This window comes from Enterobacter sp. UPMP2052 (genome assembly GCF_053709675.1).
Genome location: NZ_JBSKJR010000002.1, coordinates 57,415 through 78,544, shown reverse-complemented (window position 1 = coordinate 78,544; position 21,130 = coordinate 57,415). Strand labels below are relative to the sequence as shown.

The following is a 21,130-nucleotide window of genomic DNA, read 5'->3' as shown; positions in this document are numbered from 1 at the left end:
CCAGAACAATATACCAGCATAGAAATTCAAGGCAGCACGATACGCCATATTCAGGAAAAACCCATGGCTAATCATGCGAACAAAAAAACAACAGCCGTATAATATTCACCCGCGTTTCGCTTGACTGCAAAGCAAACGGGCCAGCATACGCTGACCCGTGGAAAGGTAAAATGACACGCCCGCCGTCAGGCGATCTTTTTGGCAATCAATCGTTCCGGCATGACGAAACTGAAACGGGTTCCTTTGCCCGGCGTACTCTGAATATCAAGACGGCTTTCGTGGTGATTCACCGCATGTTTCACAATCGCCAGTCCAAGACCGCTGCCCCCGGTCTGGCGTGAGCGCGCTTTATCCACACGGTAAAAACGCTCGGTCAGGCGCGGAAGGTGCTCCGGCGCAATGCCCGGACCGTTATCCTCGACGCTGAACTCAGCCCCCGCCGGGGTAGGCTGCCAGCGCACTACGATATGCGTTCCCTCCGGCGTGTGGTTCACCGCGTTATAGACCAGGTTGGAGATGGCGCTGCGCAGTTCATCCTCGCTGCCGAGCACTTTGAGGCTGTTATCCACCTCAAAGTTGAAGGTGTGTTTCTTATGGCTTAACGTCTGTGCTTCACGCTCCACCACGCGCAGCATCATCGGCACGTCAATGGTGTCAGTGAGCGCCAGCGACGGAGCCGCTTCGATTTTCGAGAGCGTCAGTAGCTGCTTCACCAGCCCTTCCATCCGGTGCGTCTGCTCGCGCATGGTGTGCAGGGCTTTCTCGCGCGGTGCTCCTTCCAGCGTTTGCTCCTGCATCATCTCCAGATAGCCCTGCAGCACCGTCAGCGGCGTGCGCAGTTCGTGGCTAACGTTGGCGAAGAAGTTGCGGCGCGCCCCTTCCAGCTGGTGCATCTGGGTCACGTCGCGCGCCACCATCAGCCACTGCCGATCGCTGTAGGGCATCACGCGGATCTCAAGATGACGGCCATTGTTGAGCTTCAGATCGTGCGGGCGGGTAAAGTCACGCTTTTTGAGGTACAGCGTGAACTCGGGATAACGCAGAAGGTTAAGGATATTCTGGCCATTGTCATCCGGCCAGCGCAGGCCGAGCAGCTGTTGCGCCAGGCCGTTACACCAGAAGATGGTCCCCTCTTCGGTGGTTAAAATAACCGCATCCGGAAGCGATTCTGCGCCGCTGCGAAAGCGTTTTATCAGGCTGCCCAGCTCGCGGCGGCGCTTTTTATTACGCATCTGCATCTGGTGCAGGCCGTACAGCAGCGGCTCCCAGCTTCCGCTTCCCGGCGGAGGGGTCATACTTCTGTCCACCCACAGCCACCAGGAGAGGCGCAGCAGATTCCAGAAATGCCAGATCAGCAGTCCGGTCACCGCGGCCAGTAAAAACCACGGCAGATAGCCAAAAATAGCCCCCAGAATGAAGGCCGGAATACAGCATAAGATCAGTTCAAAGACGAGCCTTTTCCATGACAGACGTTCCAGCACGCGTCACACTCCTGTCATTGTTCAGAAACGGGTCGAAAAACGATAACCCGTGCCGCGGACCGTCTGCACCATGCGATCGTGGCCGCTCAGTTCCAGCGCTTTACGCAGGCGGCGAATATGGACGTCAACCGTTCGGTCTTCGACATAGACGTTAGTTCCCCAGACGTTATTCAGCAACTGTTCGCGGCTGTAGACGCGCTCCGGATGGGTCATAAAGAAGTGCAGGAGCTTAAATTCGGTCGGCCCCATGTCGAGAGGATTTTCGCCGGTCATGACGCGGTGCGAGGTCGGGTCAAGGCTCAGGCCCTGCATCTCAATCACCTCTTCCACCGCCATCGGCGAAATACGGCGCATCACGGCTTTGATGCGGGCAACCAGCTCCTTCGGGGAGAACGGCTTGGTAATGTAATCATCCGCGCCGGTTTCCAGACCGCGAACGCGATCCTCTTCTTCACCGCGCGCCGTCAGCATAACCACCGGAATATCGCGGGTCATCGCTTCACGTTTAATGTGTTTGATAAACTGCAGGCCGGAGCCGCCGGGCAGCATCCAGTCCAGCAGGATCAAGTCGGGCCAGGGTTCATTCAGCTGATTCACCGCGCTGTCATAATCTTCCGCTTCAATCGGCTGGAAACCGTTTTGTTCGAGCACGAAGCACACCATTTCACGAATCGGAGCTTCATCTTCTACGACCAGAATACGTCTCGCCATACTTTGCCCTGTTTTGTCTTATTTAAGTTACATGTTGTAATTCGGCGCCATTATGCGTCAGATTTATGACAGATTTATGAAAAACATTACCATCATCAATGGCAAACTGTTGTTTTATTACAGCGGTTATTTTCCGTTCCCTGAAAGTTTATAATCCCCCCATCTTTTTTCGCCACGGATCTGATATGCGCATACTTCACACCTCGGACTGGCATCTGGGTCAAAATTTTTACAGCAAAAGCCGCGCCGCTGAACATGAAGCGTTTCTGAACTGGCTGCTGGAGACGGCCCGGTTGCAGGAGGTCGACGCAATTATCGTGGCAGGCGATATTTTTGATACCGGACAGCCGCCGAGCTATGCGCGCGAGTTGTATAACCGCTTTGTGGTCAACCTGCAGCAAACCGGCTGTCATCTGGTGATTGTCGCGGGCAACCATGACTCCGTCGCCACGTTGAATGAATCCCGCGATATTTTGGCGTTCCTCAACACGACCGTGGTGGCGAGTGCCGGGCACGCGCCGCAGATCCTGAACAAACGCGACGGCACGCCGGGGGCAGTGCTGTGCCCAATCCCGTTTTTACGCCCGCGGGATATCGTTCAAAGCCAGGCCGGCCTTTCCGGCAGCGAAAAGCAGAAGCATTTATTGCAGGCCATCACCGACTATTATCACCAGCAACACGCACAGGCCTGCACCCTGCGCGGTGAACAACCTCTTCCCGTTATTGCCACCGGCCATTTGACCACCGTCGGAGCCAGTAAAAGTGACGCGGTTCGCGAGATCTATATCGGCACCCTGGACGCTTTCCCGGCGCAAAACTTCCCGCCTGCCGACTACATCGCCCTTGGGCACATTCACCGCGCGCAGGTGATTGGCGGCTGCGAACACATCCGCTACTGTGGCTCGCCCATTCCGCTCAGTTTTGACGAAACGGGCAAGGCGAAATGCGTGCATCTGGTGAGCTTCACCCACGGCAAACTCAGCGCCGTTGAGCCGCTGGAAGTCCCTGTCACCCAGCCGCTGGCGGTCCTGAAGGGCGATCTGGCCGCCATTACCGCCCAGCTTGAGCAGTGGCGCGGCGCAGCGCTTAACCCGCCCGTCTGGCTGGATATCGAAATCACCACCGACGACTACCTGCACGATATGCAGCGTAAAATTCAGGCGCTGACGGAAGATCTTCCCGTCGAAGTGTTGCTGGTACGCCGCAGCCGCGAGCAGCGCGAGAAACTTCTCTCAGGTGCCCGGCGCGAAACGCTTAGCGAACTCCGAGTGGAAGAGGTCTTCGAGCGGCGGCTTGCGCATGAAGAGCTGGACGATGACAAACGCACAAGGCTCAACGAGCTGTTTGTTCAGACTCTGCACACCCTGCATGACGAGGAAGAAAGCGCATGAAAATTCTCAGCCTGCGTCTGAAAAACCTCAACTCGCTCAAGGGCGAGTGGAAAATCGATTTTACCGCTGAGCCTTTCGCCAGCAACGGGCTGTTTGCCATTACCGGTGCTACCGGTGCAGGCAAAACTACCCTTCTCGACGCTATTTGTCTGGCGCTGTACCACGAAACGCCGCGCCTGCAAAAAGTGTCTCAGGCGCAAAACGACCTGATGACGCGCGACACCGCCGAGTGCCTGGCAGAGGTGGAATTCGAGGTCAAAGGCATCGCCTACCGCGCGTTCTGGAGCCAGAACCGCGCGCGCAATCAGCCGGACGGGAACTTACAGGCTCCGCGCGTGGAACTGGCGCGCTGCGAAGACGGCAAAATTCTCGCCGATAAAGTGACGGATAAGCTGGAACAAACCGCCGCGCTCACCGGGCTGGACTATGGCCGCTTTACCCGCTCAATGCTGCTCTCTCAGGGGCAATTCGCCGCGTTTCTTAATGCTAAGCCGAGCGATCGCGCCGAGCTGCTGGAGGAGCTGACCGGCACCGAGATCTACGGGCAGATTTCGGCCATGGTGTTTGAGAAGCACAAAGCCGCCCGCAGCGCGCTGGAAAAGTGTGAAGCGCAGGCTGCGGGCGTCGTGCTGTTAAGCGAAGAGCAACAGCAGCAGTTGCAGCAAAGTTTGCAGGTGCTTACTGACGAAGAGAAAACCCTGCTGGCAGAGCAGCAAAGCCACCAGAAAGCGTTCCAGTGGCTGACGCGCAGCGACGAGCTGATTCGTGAACAGCAGCGCGCCGCCGCTTCGCAGCAGCAGGCGCAGCAGGCACTGACCGATGCCGCGCCTGAGCTGGCAAAGCTCCAGCTGGCTCACCCCGCCGCCCAGCTACGCCCGCTGTGGGAGCGCCAGCAGGAGCAAACCACCCGCCTGGCGCAGACGACCCAGGTCATTGCTGAAGTAAACACTCGCTTACTCGACAGAGCAGCGCTGCGCTCGCGTATCCGCAACGGCGCGCTTCGCCATCGGGAGCAGCTGCAGGCAGAGCATACGGCTCTGGCGCAATGGCTGAGCGAACAGGATCGTTTTCGCCAGTGGGGACAAGAGATTGCTGGCTGGCGGGCGCAGTTCGCGCAGCTGAATCGCGATAAAAGCCAGCTTGCGGCACAATCGGCGCGCATTGCTGAACTGCGCCAGAAGCTGGCTGAAATGCCGGAGAGCGCGCTGACGCTGACGGCTGAGGCCATCACTACGGCAATGGAGCAGCAGGCGCAGTCACGGGCGCTCCGTCAGCGCCTGACCGCGCTACACGCGCGCTATCAGCCACTGCAAAAACGGCTGCGCCAGAATGCGCAAAGCGTGCAGAAAGCGCAGGCTGAGCAGGTAAAACTTAACGAAACCCTGAGCCTGCGTCGTCAGCAGTACAAAGAAAAAAACCAGCACTATCAGGATGTCGTTACGCTTTGCGAACAAGAAAAGACCATCAAGAAACTGGAGGCGGAGCGGGCAGATTTGCAGGCAGGCAAACCTTGCCCGCTCTGCGGTTCAACCACTCATCCGGCCGTCACGGAATACCGGGCGCTGGAGCTGAGCGCCAATCAGCTGCGTCGTGACGCGTTAGCCAAAGAAGTTGCCGCGCTAAAAGACGAAGGGTTGCTGGTGCTCGGGCAGGTAAATGCCCTGACCCAACAGATCCAGCGCGAGACAGAAGAAGCTCAGGCGCTCTCTCAGGAAGAGCAAGCACTCACTAAAGAGTGGCTGGAGGTCTGCACCTTCCTGAACATAGCGCTGAACATTCAGGATGATATCGCCCCGTGGATGAGCGAGCAGGAGCAGTACGAACGCCAGCTGTATCAGCTCAGCCAGCGACTGACCCTGCAAAACCAGCTCAATGAACTGGACGCACAGGCGCGCCAGTACCAGCAGCAGCTGACGTCGACGCGTCAGGCGCTGGCATCCTCGCTCCAGTCGCTGTCGCTTAACGTGCCCGATGACGGGGCTGAAAGCGTCTGGCTCAGCGCACGCGAAACCGAATATGCTCAATGGCAGGAAAAACAGACCCAGCACGGTGCGATTCAGGAACGTATAAACGCGTTAACGCCCATTCTGGATACGCTGCCGGTCGGCGACGATGCACAAGCCGAAGCGGTGATTCCTGAACACTGGCGCGCGATCCACGACGAATGCGTGTCGCTGCAAAGTCAGCTCAGCACGCTTCAGCAGCAAGAGACACTGGAGCGCGAACGGCTCCAGCACTCTCAGGCCCAGTTCAGCGCCGCGCTGGACGCAAGCTGCTTCACCGATCGCGACGCGTTCCTTGCCGCACTGCTGGATGAGGATACCCTCCTTCGTCTTGAACAGCTTAAGCAGACGCGTGAAAATCAGCTTCAGCAGGCCACAGCGCTGGCCGGGCAGGCCAATCAGCAGCTTGCCGGACATCAGACGCTTCGCCCGCAAGGGCTGGAAGCCGATGCACCTGCGCTGCAGGCGACGCTGACGCAGCTGGCGCAAAAACTGCGTGAAAACACGACGCGCCAGGGTGAAATCCGCCAGCAGCTTAAGCAGGACAGCGACAACCGGCTGCACCAGCAGGCGCTGATGCAGCAAATTGAAGAGAGCGCCCGCCTGGCCGACGACTGGGGATACCTGAATGCGCTGATTGGTTCCAGTACGGGCGACAAATTCCGTAAGTTCGCGCAAGGCCTTACGCTGGATAATCTGGTGTGGCTCGCCAACCAGCAGCTTAACCGGCTGCACGGGCGCTACCTGCTTCAGCGCAAGGCCAGCGACGCCCTGGAGCTGGAAGTGGTCGATACCTGGCAGGCCGATGCCGTGCGTGATACGCGAACCCTTTCCGGGGGAGAGAGCTTCCTGGTCAGCCTGGCGCTGGCCCTGGCGCTTTCTGACCTGGTGAGCCACAAAACCCGCATTGATTCCCTGTTCCTTGACGAGGGCTTCGGCACCCTCGACAGCGAAACGCTGGATACCGCGCTGGACGCGCTCGACGCGCTGAACGCCACCGGGAAAACCATTGGCGTGATCAGCCATGTCGAGGCGATGAAAGAGCGCATTCCGGTGCAGATCAAAGTGAAGAAAATTAACGGACTGGGTTATAGCAGGCTGGATAAGGTGTTTGCGGTGGGGTGAGGGTACAGTGGTGCGGTCTGATGCCCTCACCCCAGCCCTCTCCCTCGAGGGAGAGGGCTGGGGTGAGGGGGAGCGGGCCGCACCACGGGCCGCACCACCCAATATCTCACTGTGGCCACAGCCACGCTGCGCCGCGCACGCCGCTGGAATCCCCGTGCACCGCTTTGCGGATGGGGGTTTCGCACTCTCCACCGAAGACCCACTGCTTCACCAGGTTTGGCACCGTGGCGTACAGCCGATCAACGTTGCTCATGCCGCCGCGGAGGACGATAACGTCAGGATCAAGGATATTCACCACGTGCGCCAGCGATTTTGCCAGACGCATTTCGTAGCGACTGAGCGCCAGTTCCGCTACCGGATCCTGCTCTTCAACCAGCCGCATGATCGCATTGCCCTTGAGCGACTGCCCGCTCAGGCGATGGTAATCCGTGGCAAAACCGGTCCCGGAGATAAACGTCTCAATGCACCCCTGCTTGCCGCAGTAGCACGGAACCTCAGCACGGTATTTCAGCTCGTCTTCATCCATCCAGGGCAGCGGATTATGGCCCCACTCGCCCGCCGTGCCGTTACCGCCAATGTGCGCGCGGCCGCCAAACGCCACGCCTGCGCCGCAGCCGGTGCCAATAATGACCGCAAAGACGGTCTGCGCGCCCGCTGCCGCGCCATCAATCGCCTCCGACACCGCCAGACAGTTGGCATCGTTTGCCAGACGCACGTCGCGGTTCAGGCGTTGACTTAAGTCTTTATCGAAAGGCTGTCCGTTGAGCCAGGTGGAATTGGCGTTTTTCACCACCCCGCTATAGGGCGAAAGCGATCCCGGGATGCCCATTCCCACGGTGCCGCGCTGCCCCGTGGCCTGCTCGGCCATCTCAATCAGGCTCGCGATTGTCTCGATGGTTTGATGATAGTCATCACGCGGCGTCGGCAGACGGTGGCGAAACAGCTGCTCCCCCTGCTCGCTCAGCGCGATAACTTCTGTTTTGGTGCCGCCCAAATCGATCCCAATACGCACAGGACACTCCTCTTTATTTTGATTATCAACAGAGTAGAAGCGGTCTACCCGATTAGCAATGCAAGCGATGCGACAATTCGCTATCATGCCCGCTGATTTAACGACAAGGCCGTGGAAATTATCATGCTGTGGTTCAAAAATTTGATGGTTTACCGTCTCAGCCGCGACGTTTCGCTGCGTGCAGAAGAGATGGAAAAACAGTTAGCCGCTTATACCTTTTCCCCTTGCGGTAGCCAGGATATGGCGAAAACCGGCTGGGTTCCGCCAATGGGTTCACAAAGCGATGCCTTGACCCACGCCAGCAGCACGGGCCAAATCATCGTCTGCGCCCGTAAAGAGGAAAAAATCCTGCCGACGCCGGTGGTGAAGCAGGCGCTCGAAGCGAAGATTTTCAAGCTGGAAGCCGAACAGGGCCGTAAGCTGAAAAAGACCGAAAAAGATTCCCTGAAGGATGAGGTGCTGCACTCGCTGCTGCCGCGCGCCTTCAGCCGCTTTAGCCAGACCATGATGTGGATCGACACCGTCAACGGGCTGATCATGGTGGACTGCGCCAGCGCCAAAAAAGCTGAAGATACGCTGGCTCTGCTGCGTAAAAGCCTCGGCTCGCTGCCGGTGGTGCCGCTGGCGCTGGAAACGCCGATTGAGCTGACCCTGACCGAATGGGTGCGTAGCGGCAGTGCCGCGCAGGGCTTCCAGATCCTGGATGAAGCCGAGCTGAAAGCGCTGCTGGAAGATGGCGGCGTGATCCGTGCCAAAAAGCAGGACCTGGTGAGCGACGAGATTGCGGTGCACATTGAAGCAGGCAAAGTGGTCACGAAACTGGCGCTCGACTGGCAGCAGCGCATTCAGTTTGTGATGTGCGACGACGGCTCCGTGAAGCGTCTGAAGTTCTGCGATGAGCTACGCGATCAGAATGAAGATATCGACAGGGAAGATTTCGCCCAGCGCTTTGACGCAGACTTTATCCTGATGACAGGCGAGCTGGCGGCGCTGATTCAGAGTCTGGTGGAAGGCCTTGGCGGAGAAGCGCAACGCTAAGGTAAAACACAGGCCGGGCACGCGTGAGCGCTACCCGGCTTAACTTTATTTCAGGTAGCGGCACAGATAAGAGGTCGGTTCAGCCACCTGCAAGTGAAACTCGCTGTGGCCCGGCACGTTGAAAACCTGGCCCGCGGCAAACACTTTCCACTCTGTCTCGCCCGGCAGCAAGACGTTCAGCGCGCCGCTGACAACCGTCATCTCTTCCGCTTCTGCGGTACCAAAGGTGTATTCTCCTTCAGCCATCACGCCGACACTGGCACGGCCAGTACTGCTGCTGGTAAAACCAATGGATTTCACTTTACCGGAAAAGTATTCATTACTTTGAAGCATGGGCTGGCCCTTATATTTATTGATAAAAATTCACTATAGGGGCCAGGCTCATCGCCTGTCACGCAAAATCATCAGACCAGCAGTTCAGAGGCCAGGCGGGCAACCAGCACGTTGGACAGGAGCACCGGCACATCCAGTGCTTTCTGCAGTAAATCACGATGCCGCTGGTGGAAACCCAGACAATCCAGCATCAGAACGTCAGCCCCCTTTTCTATCAGCTCACGGCCCGCGGCAATCAGTTTCGTCTCGCTATCCCAGAACGGATTGGCCAGCGCGTAGTGCGGGGTTTTCGCCAGTACCTTCCATTTATTGGCCTGGTTATCGAGCAGCTCTTCGATAGGGACGATAACGCCCACCTGATGACCGTCAACAATAGAGGCAACCAGCGGCGGGATAATACGCATCGGTTCAAGGAGGATTGCATTACGTGCCACCAGGCCAGTAATGGGGGCGGTGCTCATCAGCAGGATGACGTCATAATTTTGATTATCAAGGACTTCAATGACGCCCTGCAGGGCGCGCTCAATTTTTTGTCGCGAGACGTGCGCTATTTCACCGTCACTTAACAATGTCGGCAGGGCATCCTCCCCCGGTTCAATAGCGTAGTCTTCCATGACCTCTTCCCGACTGATCTTACCCAACAGGCTCAGATGGACAATCTGTTGTTCAGAGATATGCTCGGTTAAGAGCGGTAACACTTCGCTTACGGGAACCACCCCAATAGTGAGGATCGCCAATGTTGCCTTCATTTTTTTCGCCTTCATTCACTACCACTGCGTTGACACAGGCACAGGCTCACTACGCTGCGCGCCTTCTGTTGCACTTTACCAGCACAAAAGCGTAGCAGCTGATCTTCAGACCGAAGTGTAAAGATCCCATGGCCTTTCCGAAAGCGCCTGTAATAACTAAATATTAACTCCTGCTTAACAACAACGCCGAGTTAAAAGTGTGATATCAACACAGTTGTAGCGAATTTAGGAATTTGTCAGGTCTTTTCAGGATCTTCGTAACGCCGTTTGGCGTCCCGCGCTTCCTGTTCAGTTTCATGTTCGCTGATCAGCGAGTCTGGTTTCGGGTGGTCAGCACGCAGCTGGTACCAGGTAACGGTTTGATCGCCGTTACCTTTTTCGACGGTAACAATACGGGCTTCACGCGGATAAGGGGGTCTGGTTGGCATAGTTCATCCTTTTTGACTGTCTGAACTATGAGTATAGACGGCGGCTAGCTGGCGCAAGCCAAACGCAGGGCGGTAATTATCTGAATTACTACCTCTTCAGGGGCAGCAGAGGCATCAACCACGTGGTGTGCCGCTTCGCGATAGAGCGCATCACGCTCCGCCAGCACCTCGCTTACCTCTTCGCTGATCGGCTTGCCGGTGAGCGTCGGGCGTTGCCCCTCTTCCGGAAAGGCTTCCAGTCTGGCCACCAGCGTGGATACCGGGGCGCACAGATAGATTACGATCCCGTTCTCGTGCATAAACTGACGATTATAAGGTGCCAGAATGATCCCGCCGCCGGTAGCCACAACGGTGGAAGGTGCCGTTACCGCTTCGAGGGTTGCCGTTTCGCGTGCGCGAAAACTCTCCCAGCCCTCTTCGTCGACGATCTCCGCGATGGTTTTCCCGACCTGCGTCTGTAGCCAGTGATCGGTGTCGACAAACTGACTGTGATTGATCCGCGCCAGTTCAAGACCAACGGTGGTTTTCCCACAGCCGCGGGGGCCAACTAAAAAGATGGGTGGGTTCATGACCAGGTGTTCCCCTTGAAGCCGGATGGCTGAAGACTGTAAAGAAATTATTGCAGAAGATGTTGCGTTTACTTTACTGCAAAGCGGTACGGAATGACAACCCTGTGGAGGCCACACTGTACCACAATTTAAGAAGGGTTCTTATTTCGCCGTGCGGCGCTTCACCTCGAGCAGCCATTTATCCAGCTCTGCGGCAAACTGCTGGCGGTCACGTTGCGATAAGCTGTCTGGCCCACCGGTTTGCACACCGCTGGCACGCATCGTATCCATAAAATCACGCATGGTAAGTTTTTCGCGGATGGTCGCAGGCGAGTAGCGTTCGCCGCGCGGATTCAGCGCCGCCGCGCCTTTCTCCAGCACTTCTGCGGCCAGCGGAATATCCGCCGTGATCACTAAATCCTCGGCGCTGCACAGGCGCACAATTTCGTTGTCTGCCACGTCAAACCCCGCCGGCACACGCAGGGAACGGATAAACTTCGACGGCGGTACGCGGATATTCTGGTTCGCCACCAGCGTCAGCTGCATCTGCACGCGGTCGGCCGCGCGGAATAAAATCTCTTTAATCACATTCGGACACGCGTCCGCATCAACCCAAATCGCCATATTGTCTCCCCTTGTTGATCTGTGACTATTGTCGCCTGCATTTCGTTGTTAAGCTATCCATCAGAGACGACAACGCATAATAACGGAGAAACGTGATGGATAAGAAAATCGGGTTTATCGGCTGCGGCAATATGGGCAAAGCGATTCTGGGCGGTCTTATCGCCAGTGGACAGGTTCTGCCGGGGCAGATTTGGGTCTATACCCCATCACCGGATAAAGTCGCGGCGCTGCGCGATGAGTATGGCGTTAATGCGGCGGAAAGCGCTCAGGAAGTGGCCCAGGTGGCGGACATCGTCTTCGGTGCAGTCAAACCCAACATCATGATTAAGGTCCTGAGCGACGTCACCTCCAGCCTGAATAAAGAGACGCTGGTGGTCTCGATTGCCGCGGGCGTGACGCTCGACCAGCTGGCGCGTGCGCTGGGACATGACCGCAAAATTGTCCGCGCCATGCCGAACACCCCTTCGCTGGTCAATGCTGGTATGACGTCCGTGACCCCGAACGCGCTGGTCACCTCTGAAGACATTGCCGATGTGCTCAATATTTTCCGCTGCTTCGGTGAGGCGGAGGTCATTAATGAGGCCATGATCCACCCGGTGGTGGGCGTAAGTGGCTCTGCACCCGCCTACGTGTTTATGTTTATCGAGGCGATGGCGGATGCTGCCGTGCTGGGCGGGATGCCGCGCGCGCAGGCCTATAAATTTGCCGCACAGGCGGTGATGGGGTCTGCCAAAATGGTGCTGGAGACCGGCAAACATCCGGGTGAGCTGAAAGATATGGTCTGTTCACCGGGCGGCACCACCATTGAAGCCGTACGCGTGCTCGAGGATCGTGGGTTCCGCTCGGCTGTCATCGAGGCGATGGAAAAATGCATGGAAAAATCAGAGGCGCTCAGTAAATCCTGATCCGCAGTGCCGGGCGTCAGGCGGCGACTTCAGTGCGGCCGCGCCCGGCGTTTTTCGCCTTATAAAGGGCAACATCAGCGGCTTTCAGCCATTCGCGATAGTGCCCAAACTGCGTCCTCCACGGCGCAACGCCGACGCTTATCCGTAACCGCACGCCTGGCGCCCGGGGTAACGTCATGTGATTCAGACGCTCATGAACGCGCGACATCGCCGCAATCGCACTCTCCGCAGGCGTGCCGGACATAATCACCGCAAACTCATCCCCACCGAAGCGGCCAATAAAATCGCCCGCGCGCAGCGACATCTGAAGCTGGCGGGTGATAGCAATAATGGCCTCATCGCCCACGTCGTGCCCCCAGGTGTCGTTAATGCTCTTAAAGTGATCGATATCGATCAGCAGGATGGTCGCTTCCCGATGGCTGCGGCGGCACTGCTCGTACTCATTTCGCAGGAGATTTTCCCAGTGGCGGCGATTGTAAACGCCGGTCATGCCGTCACGGCTGCTCATGAGTTCCAGCCGCCGCTTATGTTCAGCTAGGCGAATTGCCGTCTGGTGGCTGACCCAGGCGAAGAGCATGGGATAGAGGATCAGCACCGGCAGCGTCAGCCCCCACTCCAGCCCGCCGGGCGCGAAGGTTACGATGTTGCCGGTCAGGTGTAAGGTGATCAGCGCTGAGAGCACGGCCAGGATCGTGCCGGTTAAGAACAGGCGAAAGCCGCCCGCCCCCATCATATTCATGCCGATCATCATGAACAGCGCGGCAGACGGCAACGCACCGATCCCCATCAGGCCAATCCAGACCCCGGCGATAATGGCGTCCACCTTCAGGTTGTAGACTTCCCGGCGGTAAGGCGCGGCGGAGCGGAAGGCGAGCTGCCAGGCCAGGTGCGGCCAGATAAACGCCCAGCCGACCAGCAGTAGCCACCAGCCGCCGGGCAGAAAATGGCTGACCAGCACGCCCGCAATCGGGAAAAACATCGCCGCCAGCCCCACGGTTCGCGCCAGCCGCACCCGCCGGGCAAACAGGAGGCCGGAACGGTGTGAGTCATCCTGAAAAAGATCCTGATGCCACTCTTCCTGAACGCTCTCTTTAGTGTAAAAAATTTCATCATTGATCATTTTTGGGAATAGTCTGAAACAATTTCCCAAATTATAGAGAGGGGGTGTACGGGGGAAGTATGAAATTTCGGGTGAGGCACGACCGTGCCTCACCCGTTTGCACTACACCTGTTTCTTCAGGCAGGCACTCATAAATTTGCTGCGATCCTCGCCCTTAAGCATTTGCTGCGTTGCCTGGGCGCTGCATTCACGCATCTTTTGCTGCTGCGGCGTCAGGCTTTTCTCGCCCGGCTTTGAAGCGCCGTTTTTAAGGCAGTCGCTCATGTAGGTTTTACGCGCATCCCCTTTGAGGGTTTGCGCTGTCGCCTGCTGGTTGCAGGTGGTCATGCGCTGCTGCTGAGGCGTTAAGGTTTTTTCTGCCGCGTTCGCTGAAGCCATCAGGAACACGCCGGAGAGTAGCGTAATCAGTATTGTTGTTTTCATTGCACCATCCTTTTGTGAAATCACCCTTTAAGTCTGGTTCGTGGTGCAGAAAAAACCACCCGGCGGATCGCATTTCCGCCGGGAAAAACCGTTATTTCAAGCCAAGCGCCGCTTTCATGGTGTAGAAGAGATCCGTCTGGTCAGTCAGCCCTACCACGTTGGCCGCATGCGGGCCGTAGGCCGCAATGCGCAGCTGGGTGCCGGTATGCTCCATTGACTCTTCTTCAGCGTTGCCGTAGCTCATCACCATCACCGCGCCGTCTTTGGTGTTCAGCGCCTGGGTCAGACCCGGTGCTTTAGCGTCTGACGGGATAATCTGGCTGGCATGCGCGTGGTCAGCGGTGACCACCACCAGGGTGTTACCGTCTTTCTTCGCGAACGCCAGCGCCTTCTGCACCGCCTCGTCGAGATCGACCGTTTCGCCAATCTGGCCGCACGGGTTGGCCGCGTGATCCTGTTTATCAATTGACGCACCTTCTACCTGAAGGAAGAAGCCTTTTTCATTTTTGCTCAGCAGCGAGATGGCTTTGTCCGTCATTGCCGCCAGGGTCGGCACGCTGTCATTGCGTTTTGGGTTGGGCGTGCAGGTCACGGCAGGTTTGTCGATGTTGCCGTGGTAAGAGGCTTTCGGCCCTTCCCAGCGCACCGGCATATTCCCTTCAGAGAAGAGGCCCAGCAGCGGTTTATCCTGATTCGCCTCGGCGATCCCGTCCAGTGAGGCCGCATCGCTGACTATCTGGTAGCCGCGCGCCTGCGCCTGCTCGCGCAGGGTTTTACCCTGCCACTCGCCTGCCGTCGCGGTTTCTGCGAAGGTTTTCGCACCGCCGCCCAGCGTCACGTCTGGACGCGCGTTCAGCAGTTGTTCGGTAATCGAGCCTTTCCCGCCTTTTTCCAGCGCGTTACCCGGGCATTTCTCGCTGGTCACGGACGGGCCATAGCATTTCCGCGAGGTGACATGGGAAACCAGCGCCGCCGGGGTCGCATCCTGCAGCTCTGCGGTTGAAACGTTGCCCGTTGCCAGACCTGCCGCTTTGGCCATCTCAAGAATGGTTTGATGATTTTTTTCGTGGATATCCACGCCCAGCGCGCCATTGTAAGTTTTCACACCGGTTGACCATGCCGTTGCGGAGGCCGCAGAATCTGTCACGTAATCGGGTTTGCCGGTTTTTTTATCCAGCGCGTAGTGGGTATATTGCCCGGTCAAGGGTAAGGCATCGATGCCTTTAAAAAATCCACCTGCCCCTTCGGCATAATTACGCGCGGCAGTAATTTCAGAATCGCCCATGCCGTCGCCAATCAGCAGAATAATATTTTTGGCGGGCCTGTCATTGACCGATGCGCGAATAGCGGCAGTCTGATCTTCTGAGAGGCGGCGTGCTCCGCCGGGTTGGGTGATATCGCCCTGAGCCGCACGATTATCCAGCACCTGAGTATTGAGGGTATCGGCATGAATAGCGGGGGTAATTAACAGGGGAAGTAATGCGATGAAAAGTGCGCTCTGTTTCAATTTATTTTCTCCATGTAAAAATACATAAAAATAAAACAGAGCGACTATAGGCATCCTGCATGACAATTCAATGACACTGGCTCAGGCCCTGAAATCGTTTAGCTGCGAGGATGCCTTAAAAGCTTCTTTACGTATTGCTGGAGCATTTCGGCATCCTGGGCCGGAACCTGCAGGTCTGGCTTAGCTTTCTCAAGCGCCCCCTCAATGCTGTCTATCAGGGCCTGTTGCTCCTGTTTCGCCATATGCCGTAGCAGCGCCGTGACCACAATTTCCAGCGCCTCGACCTGGGCGACCAGCTCTTTTGACTCTTCTTCCTTTTCGGCAAGCTTCACCAACAACTCAGCAATGAGATTTTTCATCGTGCTATTTCCTTATGGGATTTTCCCTGAAATTAGCATTGTCATTGAATAATGCAAAGAGGAGAAAAGTATTATCTTATGCAAAAGTGATGTCGCTGCCAAAATAGAGAGAGGGAACGCGCAGCGAAACGTTTTTCTATAAAAAAGATGCTGCATTTAGTTATAAATAAACGCAGCGCACATAAGAATATATAATACATCATCCTTTTGATAATCGTGCTGACTTTGCCTCGGCAATTTGTCTGCGGCGACGCATGGCAATAGCGAGCTGAATAATATTCAGCAGCACCACAACAGCCGTGGCGGCGAAAACCCACCGGAACCCGGCCATCGCGGAAACTGACGCCCCGATAAGCGGGCCGGCCACGTTGCCCAAATACATAAACGACTGGTTGTATCCAAAAATACGCCCGGTGACCTGGTCACTGGAATATTTCACCAGCAGCGTCTGCACCGCCGGGAGCATGGCCCCATCGGCAAACCCGAGCAGGAATCGCAGCACGCCGAGCTGGAACGGCGAGGTGACGAACGACATGGCAAAAAACAGCACGACCGCAAAGATGAGCGTCGCCATCAAAATGCGCGCCGTGCCGATCCTGTCTCCCAGTTTCCCGAGGCGCGGCGCGGAGATCAGCGCAGAGACGCCCGGTACGGCCGCAATCATCCCACTGAGAAAAGCGATGTTGTTACTGTCTGGTGCCATCGATTTGATAAACAGCGCCAGGATCGGCCCGACGGAGCCGTTACACAGCTGGATCACCATGGTGGTGACGAAGAGGCTAATCATCAGCCCCGGATAGGGAAGCGACGCAAAGACCGCCTTGCCGCTCAGGCGCTCAGCTTTACTGACAACCGGACGCCCGCCCTCTTTGATGAGAAACAGCGTAACCAGAAAACTGACCACCAGCAAAATGGCGGTAATAAAGAAGACCGCGCGCAGGCCAACGTGGTCCGCCAGAAAGCCCCCCATCAGCGGCCCGCCAATCACGCCGCTTATCTGTGCGGTAGACAGCGTGCTCAGCGCCCACCCGCTGCGTTCGCGCGGGACCTGCGAGGCCACCAGCGCCATCGCGTTAGGGATATAGCCGGAGGTGAGCCCCATAATCGCGCGCAGAATAAACAGCTGCCAGACGTTGGTGGCAAAGGCCTGCAGCAGAATAGCGATTGCCATCCCCAGCGAGGCGCGCAGCAGCATGAGCTTACGCCCTTTGCGATCCGCCAGGCTGCCCCACATGGGCGAGACAATCGCGGAGACCAGAAAGGTGACGCTAAACGTCAGGCCTGACCACATCGACAGGGCTTCATGGGATGAAACCCCGAGTTGGGCAACGTACAGCGGCAGGAACGGCAGGATCTGGCTAATGGCAAGCCCGGTAAAAAAGCAGCCGAACCAGACCGATATAAGGTTAACTTTCCACGATTCCATAACAGAGGCAGTCTTCATTTTTAGGCGAATTCGCCTGTAGATTAGCAAGTTACGCCAGGTCACGTAGCGCGAGAGATGCGGCCCGATCGACTTTGGTGTTTTATCTTCCCAGTCATCATATTTGTGAAACAAGTCACAAATCATACCGTTTTTGGCGGAGGATTATGCTTCAACGGCAGAGTCCGTACCCGCGCATTCCAAGATGAAAATGGTTGGCGTGGGCGGCGTTATATTCCGGGCCGAGGCCATTGCCATAGTAGCCGCAGCTTGCCGCCAGCAGCGCCTTAAGCCAGGGCTGGGTACGGGCTGAACGCCACCCGCTGAGGATGGTCACCCGCTGGCCATCTGCCAGACGAAACGCGCTGATATCCAGCGCGTCGGCCGTGGCGTGCTCGCTGCGTCGCGCGTCCGCACGATGATAGATATTGCGGCAGGCGAAGCTTCCCAGATGATCGATGCGTGTCAGCTCTGCGCCCATAAACTGTTTCGTGAGCGGGCGAGCCTGCTGACTAACGAATAACGCGGAGCTGAGCGCCAGCGGACAGCTGGCTAAAAAGCTGCCGCTCAGGCTGACCGGGCCAAAGCTGCGCACGCGCACAACGTTGCTGAGAGGGCACTCTCCCGCACTGTCGGCAACCGGCTGCGAGCGGATGAGCTTTCTGTCGTTGGCCTCCGATAACAAATTCTCGCAGGCCTCGGGCGTTAAACGGCGCAGTTTAAACTGGGTTATCTTGCCCGGCGGATCGTCAAGAGTAAGAGGCGCAAACGGGTTGTACCATGACGGCAACCAGCGGTAGCCCACCGTCACAGCAGCCACAATCATGATACAAATCAGCCATTTTATGCCTTTCACATATCCTCCTGACGCGGGTTAAAACATTATGGCAGAAGGCCGCGAAACCCGCCGGGCATCGTGGTATGTTATGGGCTTTTCGTCAGACTGGAAGAGAGTGAAATGGCAAAGCAGCGCGTAGGTATTGTCTTTGGGGGAAAATCAGCAGAGCACGAGGTTTCATTGCAATCGGCCAAAAATATCGTCGACGCAATTGATAAAAACCGCTTCGACGTGGTGCTGCTGGGCATTGATAAACAGGGCCAGTGGCACGTTAACGATGCCAGCCAGTATCTGTTAAATGCTGACGATCCGGCGCACATCGCCTTAAACCCTTCTGAAATCAGCGTTGCTACCGTACCTGGCGTCGTTCAGGGACAATTTATCAATGCCGGAAACGCGCAGGCGCTGGCCCAGATTGACGTGGTATTCCCGATTGTGCACGGCACGCTGGGCGAAGATGGCTCGCTGCAGGGCATGCTGCGCATGGCTAATCTGCCGTTTGTCGGCTCTGACGTACTCGGTTCCGCCGCCTGCATGGATAAAGATATGACCAAGCGGCTGCTGCGCGATGCCGGACTGAATATTGCGCCGTTTGTCACCCTGACGCGCGCTAATCGCGAAAGCTATACCTTTGCCCAACTCTCGACCCAACTGGGCCTGCCGCTGTTCGTTAAGCCGGCAAATCAGGGCTCTTCCGTTGGCGTGAGTAAAGTGTCCAGCGAAACCCAGTATACCGAAGCGGTTCGCCTGGCATTTGAATTTGACCATAAGGTGGTGGTTGAGCAGGGAATTAAAGGCCGTGAAATCGAATGCGCCGTGCTGGGCAATGATTTCCCGCAGGCCAGCACCTGCGGCGAAGTGGTGTTAAACAGTGACTTTTACTCTTACGACACCAAATACATTGATGACCAAGGCGCGCAGGTGGTGGTCCCGGCGGATCTCGATCCGGCCATCAACGATAAGATCCGCGCGATCGCCGTTGAAGCCTATCAGGCGCTGGGTTGCAGCGGTATGGCGCGCGTCGACGTATTTCTCACCCCAGAGAATGACGTGGTGATTAACGAAATCAACACGCTGCCGGGCTTTACCAACATCAGCATGTATCCGAAGTTATGGCAGGCCAGCGGGCTTAGCTATCCGGACCTGATTACTCGTCTGCTGGAACTGGCGCTGGAGCGTCACGCGGCCGACAGCGCTCTTAAAAGCTCGGTAAACGGTTAATCGATCCGCTTTGCCGTTTCCGCCTCTTCCGCTGTCGTCTCTTCCGGACGGCGGCGGATAATCAACCCCGCCAGCCAGAAACCGATCACCCACGTCACCAGCCCGACCGCATAGGTTTGCCAGCCTTTCGCCTCGAACCCGAGCAGGCCCACCACACCGTTAAGAATAAAGATCAGCCCAATCGCAAAGGCATAGTAGTGCCAGTCACGGCGTAGTTTAGAAGTGAGTTTCATGGCAGCTCCGGCAGGAAAAATATCATCCTCTCACAGTTTTGCGGCCAGGTCTGTGGCGGATGCGGAAATTCTGAAACGAGCGCAAATTTCACCTAAGTCATAAATCTGTGATGCGCTGCAGAATTCATCAATCCAGGAGGATTCCCTGGCGTAAATTACCACGATTCTGATATTGACAAATGTTATGACCTGTCAAACTCACCTTGTAAGACCTATTTCTGAACTGGGTGATATTGTGGGAGGTCGTTATGGCTGATTTTACATTGTCGAAACCGATTTTTGGCGGTAAACAACCAAAAACCTCAACGCCGGGTAATATCGCTTACGCGCTCTTCGTGCTGTTCTGCTTCTGGGCCGGATCGCAGCTATTGAATATGCTGGTCCATGCGCCAGGCGTGTATGAACATCTGATGCAGGTTCAGGACAGCGGACGCCCGCGCGTAGAGATCGGCTTTGGCGTAAGCACCGTTTTTGGGCTTATCCCCTTCCTCACGGGTTGCATGGTGTTGGGCGCAATCGCACTCGTCATCCGCTGGCGTCATCGTCACTGATTACAGCCCCATACAGCGCGCCCGTCGATCGTCCACACGTTTGGCAAACCAGGCCGTCGTGAGGTTACGCGTGATCTTCGGGCTTTCAAGCTGAATGCCCGGCAGCATAGCTCTTGGTAAAGCTTTCCCACTTTTCCGCTCGGCCAATGCAAAGACCTGCTGATAGAGTTCGGTTTTCTCAAACGCCAGGCTGTCACCCTTTTCCAGCTGACGACGAATGTCGCTGTCGCTCATGCCCAGCCTGGCGGAGAGCTTGCGCACCGCCCGCTCCGTGGTTCCGGCTTCGCTGCTGCCGTAGGCGATAAGGTCGCCGTCCAGCGCCAGCTTAACGCCGCTTGCACGGCTCACCGCATTCTGGAAAGCCGCGTTGCGGCTGGCGTACCAGCCCGCGTTAAAGTCCGCGAAGCGATAGAGCGGTTCGTCATAGTTCGCGGGATAGTTCAGCAGATGATAGGTGCCAAACCACAGCCCGCCCCGCAGGGAGAACACTTCCTGACGCACCGTACCGTCGATTTTCCACGGGTATCCATCGGTATGTTTTTCCGCAAACGCAATGCTGACCTGCATCGGCCCGCCGGTATGCACCGGGTTAAGCGAGCCAAACAGCGTCTGGCCCATCGGCACCATATTGATGAAATCATCAAAGATAGCGCTCAGCTGCTTCTCGGTTTTGACCGTATCCAGCCGCTCGCTGTAGCTTTTGCCGTTCGGCGAGGTGATTTTGAGGGCGGTATGGACCAGGAACACCGGGATATGCATCGATTCGGCGCGCCGGTCGATCTCTTTCCAGGCAATTTTGTTCAGCCCGGGCACTGCCGGGTCTGACTGGTACATCGACTCCTGCTGCGCAACCGCCAGCACCGAGCAGATATTCGCCTCGGTGGGGGCGATCTTCTGGCTCTCAAAGGTTTTTGCCAGCGCATCAGCCCACTGATTGCGATCCTTCACGCTGGCAGGCATTTTTTGCCGCACCACGCTCGCCACATCCACGGGCTTCTCGCCTTTCTTGAGCGGCTCGGCCCCTTTCTCAGCACAACCCGCCAGCACGAAGGCAGCGAGTAAGGACAGCGGTAACGCACGCGATACGGCAAATGGCATAGCAACTTC

General features: G+C 56.9%; 22 protein-coding genes. 6 read left to right on the top strand and 16 right to left on the bottom strand.

Annotated elements, in window-relative coordinates; genetic code table 11:
* Window positions 1-185 precede the first annotated feature (185 nt).
* The gene (gene phoR / locus ACWKX3_RS10525) at window positions 186-1,481 is read right to left on the bottom strand and encodes a phosphate regulon sensor histidine kinase PhoR (RefSeq protein ID WP_454541719.1); all 1,296 of its coding nucleotides are present in this window, start codon (window positions 1,479-1,481) and stop codon (window positions 186-188) included.
* Window positions 1,482-1,502: 21 nt separating this feature from the next.
* Entirely contained in the window at window positions 1,503-2,192 is a 690-nt protein-coding gene (gene phoB / locus ACWKX3_RS10520) for a phosphate response regulator transcription factor PhoB (RefSeq protein ID WP_006176854.1), read from the bottom strand.
* A gap of 185 nt (window positions 2,193-2,377) precedes the next feature.
* On the opposite strand from phoB, the gene sbcD reads away from it, so the two are divergent.
* Window positions 2,378-3,583, top strand: a complete 1,206-nt coding sequence (sbcD, locus tag ACWKX3_RS10515; RefSeq protein ID WP_454541718.1) for an exonuclease subunit SbcD — start codon at window positions 2,378-2,380, stop codon at window positions 3,581-3,583.
* The gene (sbcC, locus tag ACWKX3_RS10510; RefSeq protein ID WP_454541717.1) at window positions 3,580-6,711 is read left to right on the top strand and encodes an exonuclease subunit SbcC; all 3,132 of its coding nucleotides are present in this window, start codon (window positions 3,580-3,582) and stop codon (window positions 6,709-6,711) included. The genes sbcD and sbcC overlap by 4 nt, the downstream gene beginning before the upstream one ends.
* A 106-nt stretch (window positions 6,712-6,817) precedes the next feature.
* On the opposite strand, the gene mak is transcribed toward sbcC, so the two are convergent.
* The gene (gene mak, locus ACWKX3_RS10505) at window positions 6,818-7,723 is read right to left on the bottom strand and encodes a fructokinase (protein WP_454541716.1); all 906 of its coding nucleotides are present in this window, start codon (window positions 7,721-7,723) and stop codon (window positions 6,818-6,820) included.
* 123 nt (window positions 7,724-7,846) lie between these two features.
* On the opposite strand from mak, the gene rdgC reads away from it, so the two are divergent.
* The gene (gene rdgC / locus ACWKX3_RS10500) at window positions 7,847-8,761 is read left to right on the top strand and encodes a recombination-associated protein RdgC (protein ID WP_006176850.1); all 915 of its coding nucleotides are present in this window, start codon (window positions 7,847-7,849) and stop codon (window positions 8,759-8,761) included.
* Between the two features lie 45 nt (window positions 8,762-8,806).
* Here rdgC and ppnP read toward each other — a convergent pair whose 3' ends face one another.
* From ppnP to ACWKX3_RS10475, 5 genes are all read right to left on the bottom strand, one after another.
* Window positions 8,807-9,094, bottom strand: a complete 288-nt coding sequence (ppnP, locus tag ACWKX3_RS10495) for a pyrimidine/purine nucleoside phosphorylase (protein ID WP_006176849.1) — start codon at window positions 9,092-9,094, stop codon at window positions 8,807-8,809.
* Between the two features lie 71 nt (window positions 9,095-9,165).
* Window positions 9,166-9,843 (bottom strand): AroM family protein, encoded by a 678-nt coding sequence (locus ACWKX3_RS10490; RefSeq protein ID WP_042320780.1) that lies wholly within the window; start codon window positions 9,841-9,843, stop codon window positions 9,166-9,168.
* Window positions 9,844-10,079: 236 nt separating this feature from the next.
* Window positions 10,080-10,271 (bottom strand): protein YaiA, encoded by a 192-nt coding sequence (yaiA, locus tag ACWKX3_RS10485; RefSeq protein WP_006176847.1) that lies wholly within the window; start codon window positions 10,269-10,271, stop codon window positions 10,080-10,082.
* A 44-nt stretch (window positions 10,272-10,315) separates the two neighbouring features.
* Complete coding sequence (aroL, locus tag ACWKX3_RS10480) at window positions 10,316-10,840, bottom strand: shikimate kinase AroL (RefSeq protein ID WP_400442918.1); 525 nt, start codon at window positions 10,838-10,840, stop codon at window positions 10,316-10,318.
* Window positions 10,841-10,981: 141 nt separating this feature from the next.
* The gene (locus tag ACWKX3_RS10475; RefSeq protein ID WP_058609316.1) at window positions 10,982-11,443 is read right to left on the bottom strand and encodes a YaiI/YqxD family protein; all 462 of its coding nucleotides are present in this window, start codon (window positions 11,441-11,443) and stop codon (window positions 10,982-10,984) included.
* Window positions 11,444-11,538: 95 nt separating this feature from the next.
* Here ACWKX3_RS10475 and proC point away from each other — a divergent pair, with 95 nt between their 5' ends.
* The gene (gene proC / locus ACWKX3_RS10470; protein WP_088207864.1) at window positions 11,539-12,348 is read left to right on the top strand and encodes a pyrroline-5-carboxylate reductase; all 810 of its coding nucleotides are present in this window, start codon (window positions 11,539-11,541) and stop codon (window positions 12,346-12,348) included.
* 16 nt (window positions 12,349-12,364) lie between these two features.
* Here the strand turns inward: proC and adrA are convergent, their stop codons facing one another.
* The 6 genes from adrA to ACWKX3_RS10440 all read right to left on the bottom strand — a co-directional run bounded on the left by adrA (window position 12,365) and on the right by ACWKX3_RS10440 (window position 18,006).
* A complete protein-coding gene (gene adrA / locus ACWKX3_RS10465) occupies window positions 12,365-13,468 on the bottom strand; it encodes a diguanylate cyclase AdrA (protein ID WP_400442916.1) in 1,104 nt (367 codons plus the stop codon).
* 102 nt (window positions 13,469-13,570) lie between these two features.
* On the bottom strand, window positions 13,571-13,891 hold the full coding sequence (gene psiF, locus ACWKX3_RS10460) for a phosphate starvation-inducible protein PsiF (RefSeq protein WP_006176842.1): 321 nt from the start codon (window positions 13,889-13,891) through the stop codon (window positions 13,571-13,573).
* A gap of 91 nt (window positions 13,892-13,982) precedes the next feature.
* On the bottom strand, window positions 13,983-15,398 hold the full coding sequence (gene phoA / locus ACWKX3_RS10455; RefSeq protein WP_368747263.1) for an alkaline phosphatase: 1,416 nt from the start codon (window positions 15,396-15,398) through the stop codon (window positions 13,983-13,985).
* 98 nt (window positions 15,399-15,496) lie between these two features.
* A complete protein-coding gene (iraP, locus tag ACWKX3_RS10450; protein WP_006176840.1) occupies window positions 15,497-15,757 on the bottom strand; it encodes an anti-adapter protein IraP in 261 nt (86 codons plus the stop codon).
* Window positions 15,758-15,956: 199 nt separating this feature from the next.
* Entirely contained in the window at window positions 15,957-17,183 is a 1,227-nt protein-coding gene (locus ACWKX3_RS10445) for a multidrug efflux MFS transporter (RefSeq protein WP_368747299.1), read from the bottom strand.
* Window positions 17,184-17,352: 169 nt separating this feature from the next.
* Window positions 17,353-18,006: an extensin-like domain-containing protein gene (locus ACWKX3_RS10440; RefSeq protein WP_006176837.1), complete on the bottom strand. Its 654-nt coding sequence runs from the start codon at window positions 18,004-18,006 to the stop codon at window positions 17,353-17,355.
* Between the two features lie 132 nt (window positions 18,007-18,138).
* Between ACWKX3_RS10440 and ddlA the strand changes: the two genes are divergently transcribed.
* Entirely contained in the window at window positions 18,139-19,239 is a 1,101-nt protein-coding gene (ddlA, locus tag ACWKX3_RS10435; protein WP_454541715.1) for a D-alanine--D-alanine ligase, read from the top strand.
* Here the strand turns inward: ddlA and ACWKX3_RS10430 are convergent.
* A complete protein-coding gene (locus ACWKX3_RS10430; RefSeq protein WP_006176835.1) occupies window positions 19,236-19,472 on the bottom strand; it encodes a DUF2754 family protein in 237 nt (78 codons plus the stop codon). The genes ddlA and ACWKX3_RS10430 overlap by 4 nt on opposite strands.
* A gap of 248 nt (window positions 19,473-19,720) precedes the next feature.
* Between ACWKX3_RS10430 and ACWKX3_RS10425 the strand changes: the two genes are divergently transcribed.
* Window positions 19,721-20,023 (top strand): YaiY family protein, encoded by a 303-nt coding sequence (locus ACWKX3_RS10425; RefSeq protein WP_006176833.1) that lies wholly within the window; start codon window positions 19,721-19,723, stop codon window positions 20,021-20,023.
* Here the strand turns inward: ACWKX3_RS10425 and ACWKX3_RS10420 are convergent, their stop codons facing one another.
* On the bottom strand, window positions 20,024-21,121 hold the full coding sequence (locus tag ACWKX3_RS10420; RefSeq protein WP_454541714.1) for a DUF1615 domain-containing protein: 1,098 nt from the start codon (window positions 21,119-21,121) through the stop codon (window positions 20,024-20,026). It abuts the gene before it with no gap.
* Window positions 21,122-21,130 lie beyond the last annotated feature (9 nt).

Bases quoted from the DNA above. Each gene is read 5' to 3' on its own strand.
- phoB (WP_006176854.1), bottom strand. From the start codon at position 2,192: ATGGCGAGACGTATTCTGGTCGTAGAAGATGAAGCTCCGATTCGTGAA.
- sbcD (WP_454541718.1), top strand. From the start codon at position 2,378: ATGCGCATACTTCACACCTCGGACTGGCATCTGGGTCAAAATTTTTAC.
- sbcC (WP_454541717.1), top strand. From the start codon at position 3,580: ATGAAAATTCTCAGCCTGCGTCTGAAAAACCTCAACTCGCTCAAGGGC.
- rdgC (WP_006176850.1), top strand. From the start codon at position 7,847: ATGCTGTGGTTCAAAAATTTGATGGTTTACCGTCTCAGCCGCGACGTT.
- ppnP (WP_006176849.1), bottom strand. From the start codon at position 9,094: ATGCTTCAAAGTAATGAATACTTTTCCGGTAAAGTGAAATCCATTGGT.
- ACWKX3_RS10490 (WP_042320780.1), bottom strand. From the start codon at position 9,843: ATGAAGGCAACATTGGCGATCCTCACTATTGGGGTGGTTCCCGTAAGC.
- yaiA (WP_006176847.1), bottom strand. From the start codon at position 10,271: ATGCCAACCAGACCCCCTTATCCGCGTGAAGCCCGTATTGTTACCGTC.
- aroL (WP_400442918.1), bottom strand. From the start codon at position 10,840: ATGAACCCACCCATCTTTTTAGTTGGCCCCCGCGGCTGTGGGAAAACC.
- ACWKX3_RS10475 (WP_058609316.1), bottom strand. From the start codon at position 11,443: ATGGCGATTTGGGTTGATGCGGACGCGTGTCCGAATGTGATTAAAGAG.
- proC (WP_088207864.1), top strand. From the start codon at position 11,539: ATGGATAAGAAAATCGGGTTTATCGGCTGCGGCAATATGGGCAAAGCG.
- adrA (WP_400442916.1), bottom strand. From the start codon at position 13,468: ATGATCAATGATGAAATTTTTTACACTAAAGAGAGCGTTCAGGAAGAG.
- psiF (WP_006176842.1), bottom strand. From the start codon at position 13,891: ATGAAAACAACAATACTGATTACGCTACTCTCCGGCGTGTTCCTGATG.
- iraP (WP_006176840.1), bottom strand. From the start codon at position 15,757: ATGAAAAATCTCATTGCTGAGTTGTTGGTGAAGCTTGCCGAAAAGGAA.
- ACWKX3_RS10445 (WP_368747299.1), bottom strand. From the start codon at position 17,183: ATGGAATCGTGGAAAGTTAACCTTATATCGGTCTGGTTCGGCTGCTTT.
- ACWKX3_RS10440 (WP_006176837.1), bottom strand. From the start codon at position 18,006: ATGATTGTGGCTGCTGTGACGGTGGGCTACCGCTGGTTGCCGTCATGG.
- ddlA (WP_454541715.1), top strand. From the start codon at position 18,139: ATGGCAAAGCAGCGCGTAGGTATTGTCTTTGGGGGAAAATCAGCAGAG.
- ACWKX3_RS10430 (WP_006176835.1), bottom strand. From the start codon at position 19,472: ATGAAACTCACTTCTAAACTACGCCGTGACTGGCACTACTATGCCTTT.
- ACWKX3_RS10425 (WP_006176833.1), top strand. From the start codon at position 19,721: ATGGCTGATTTTACATTGTCGAAACCGATTTTTGGCGGTAAACAACCA.
- ACWKX3_RS10420 (WP_454541714.1), bottom strand. From the start codon at position 21,121: ATGCCATTTGCCGTATCGCGTGCGTTACCGCTGTCCTTACTCGCTGCC.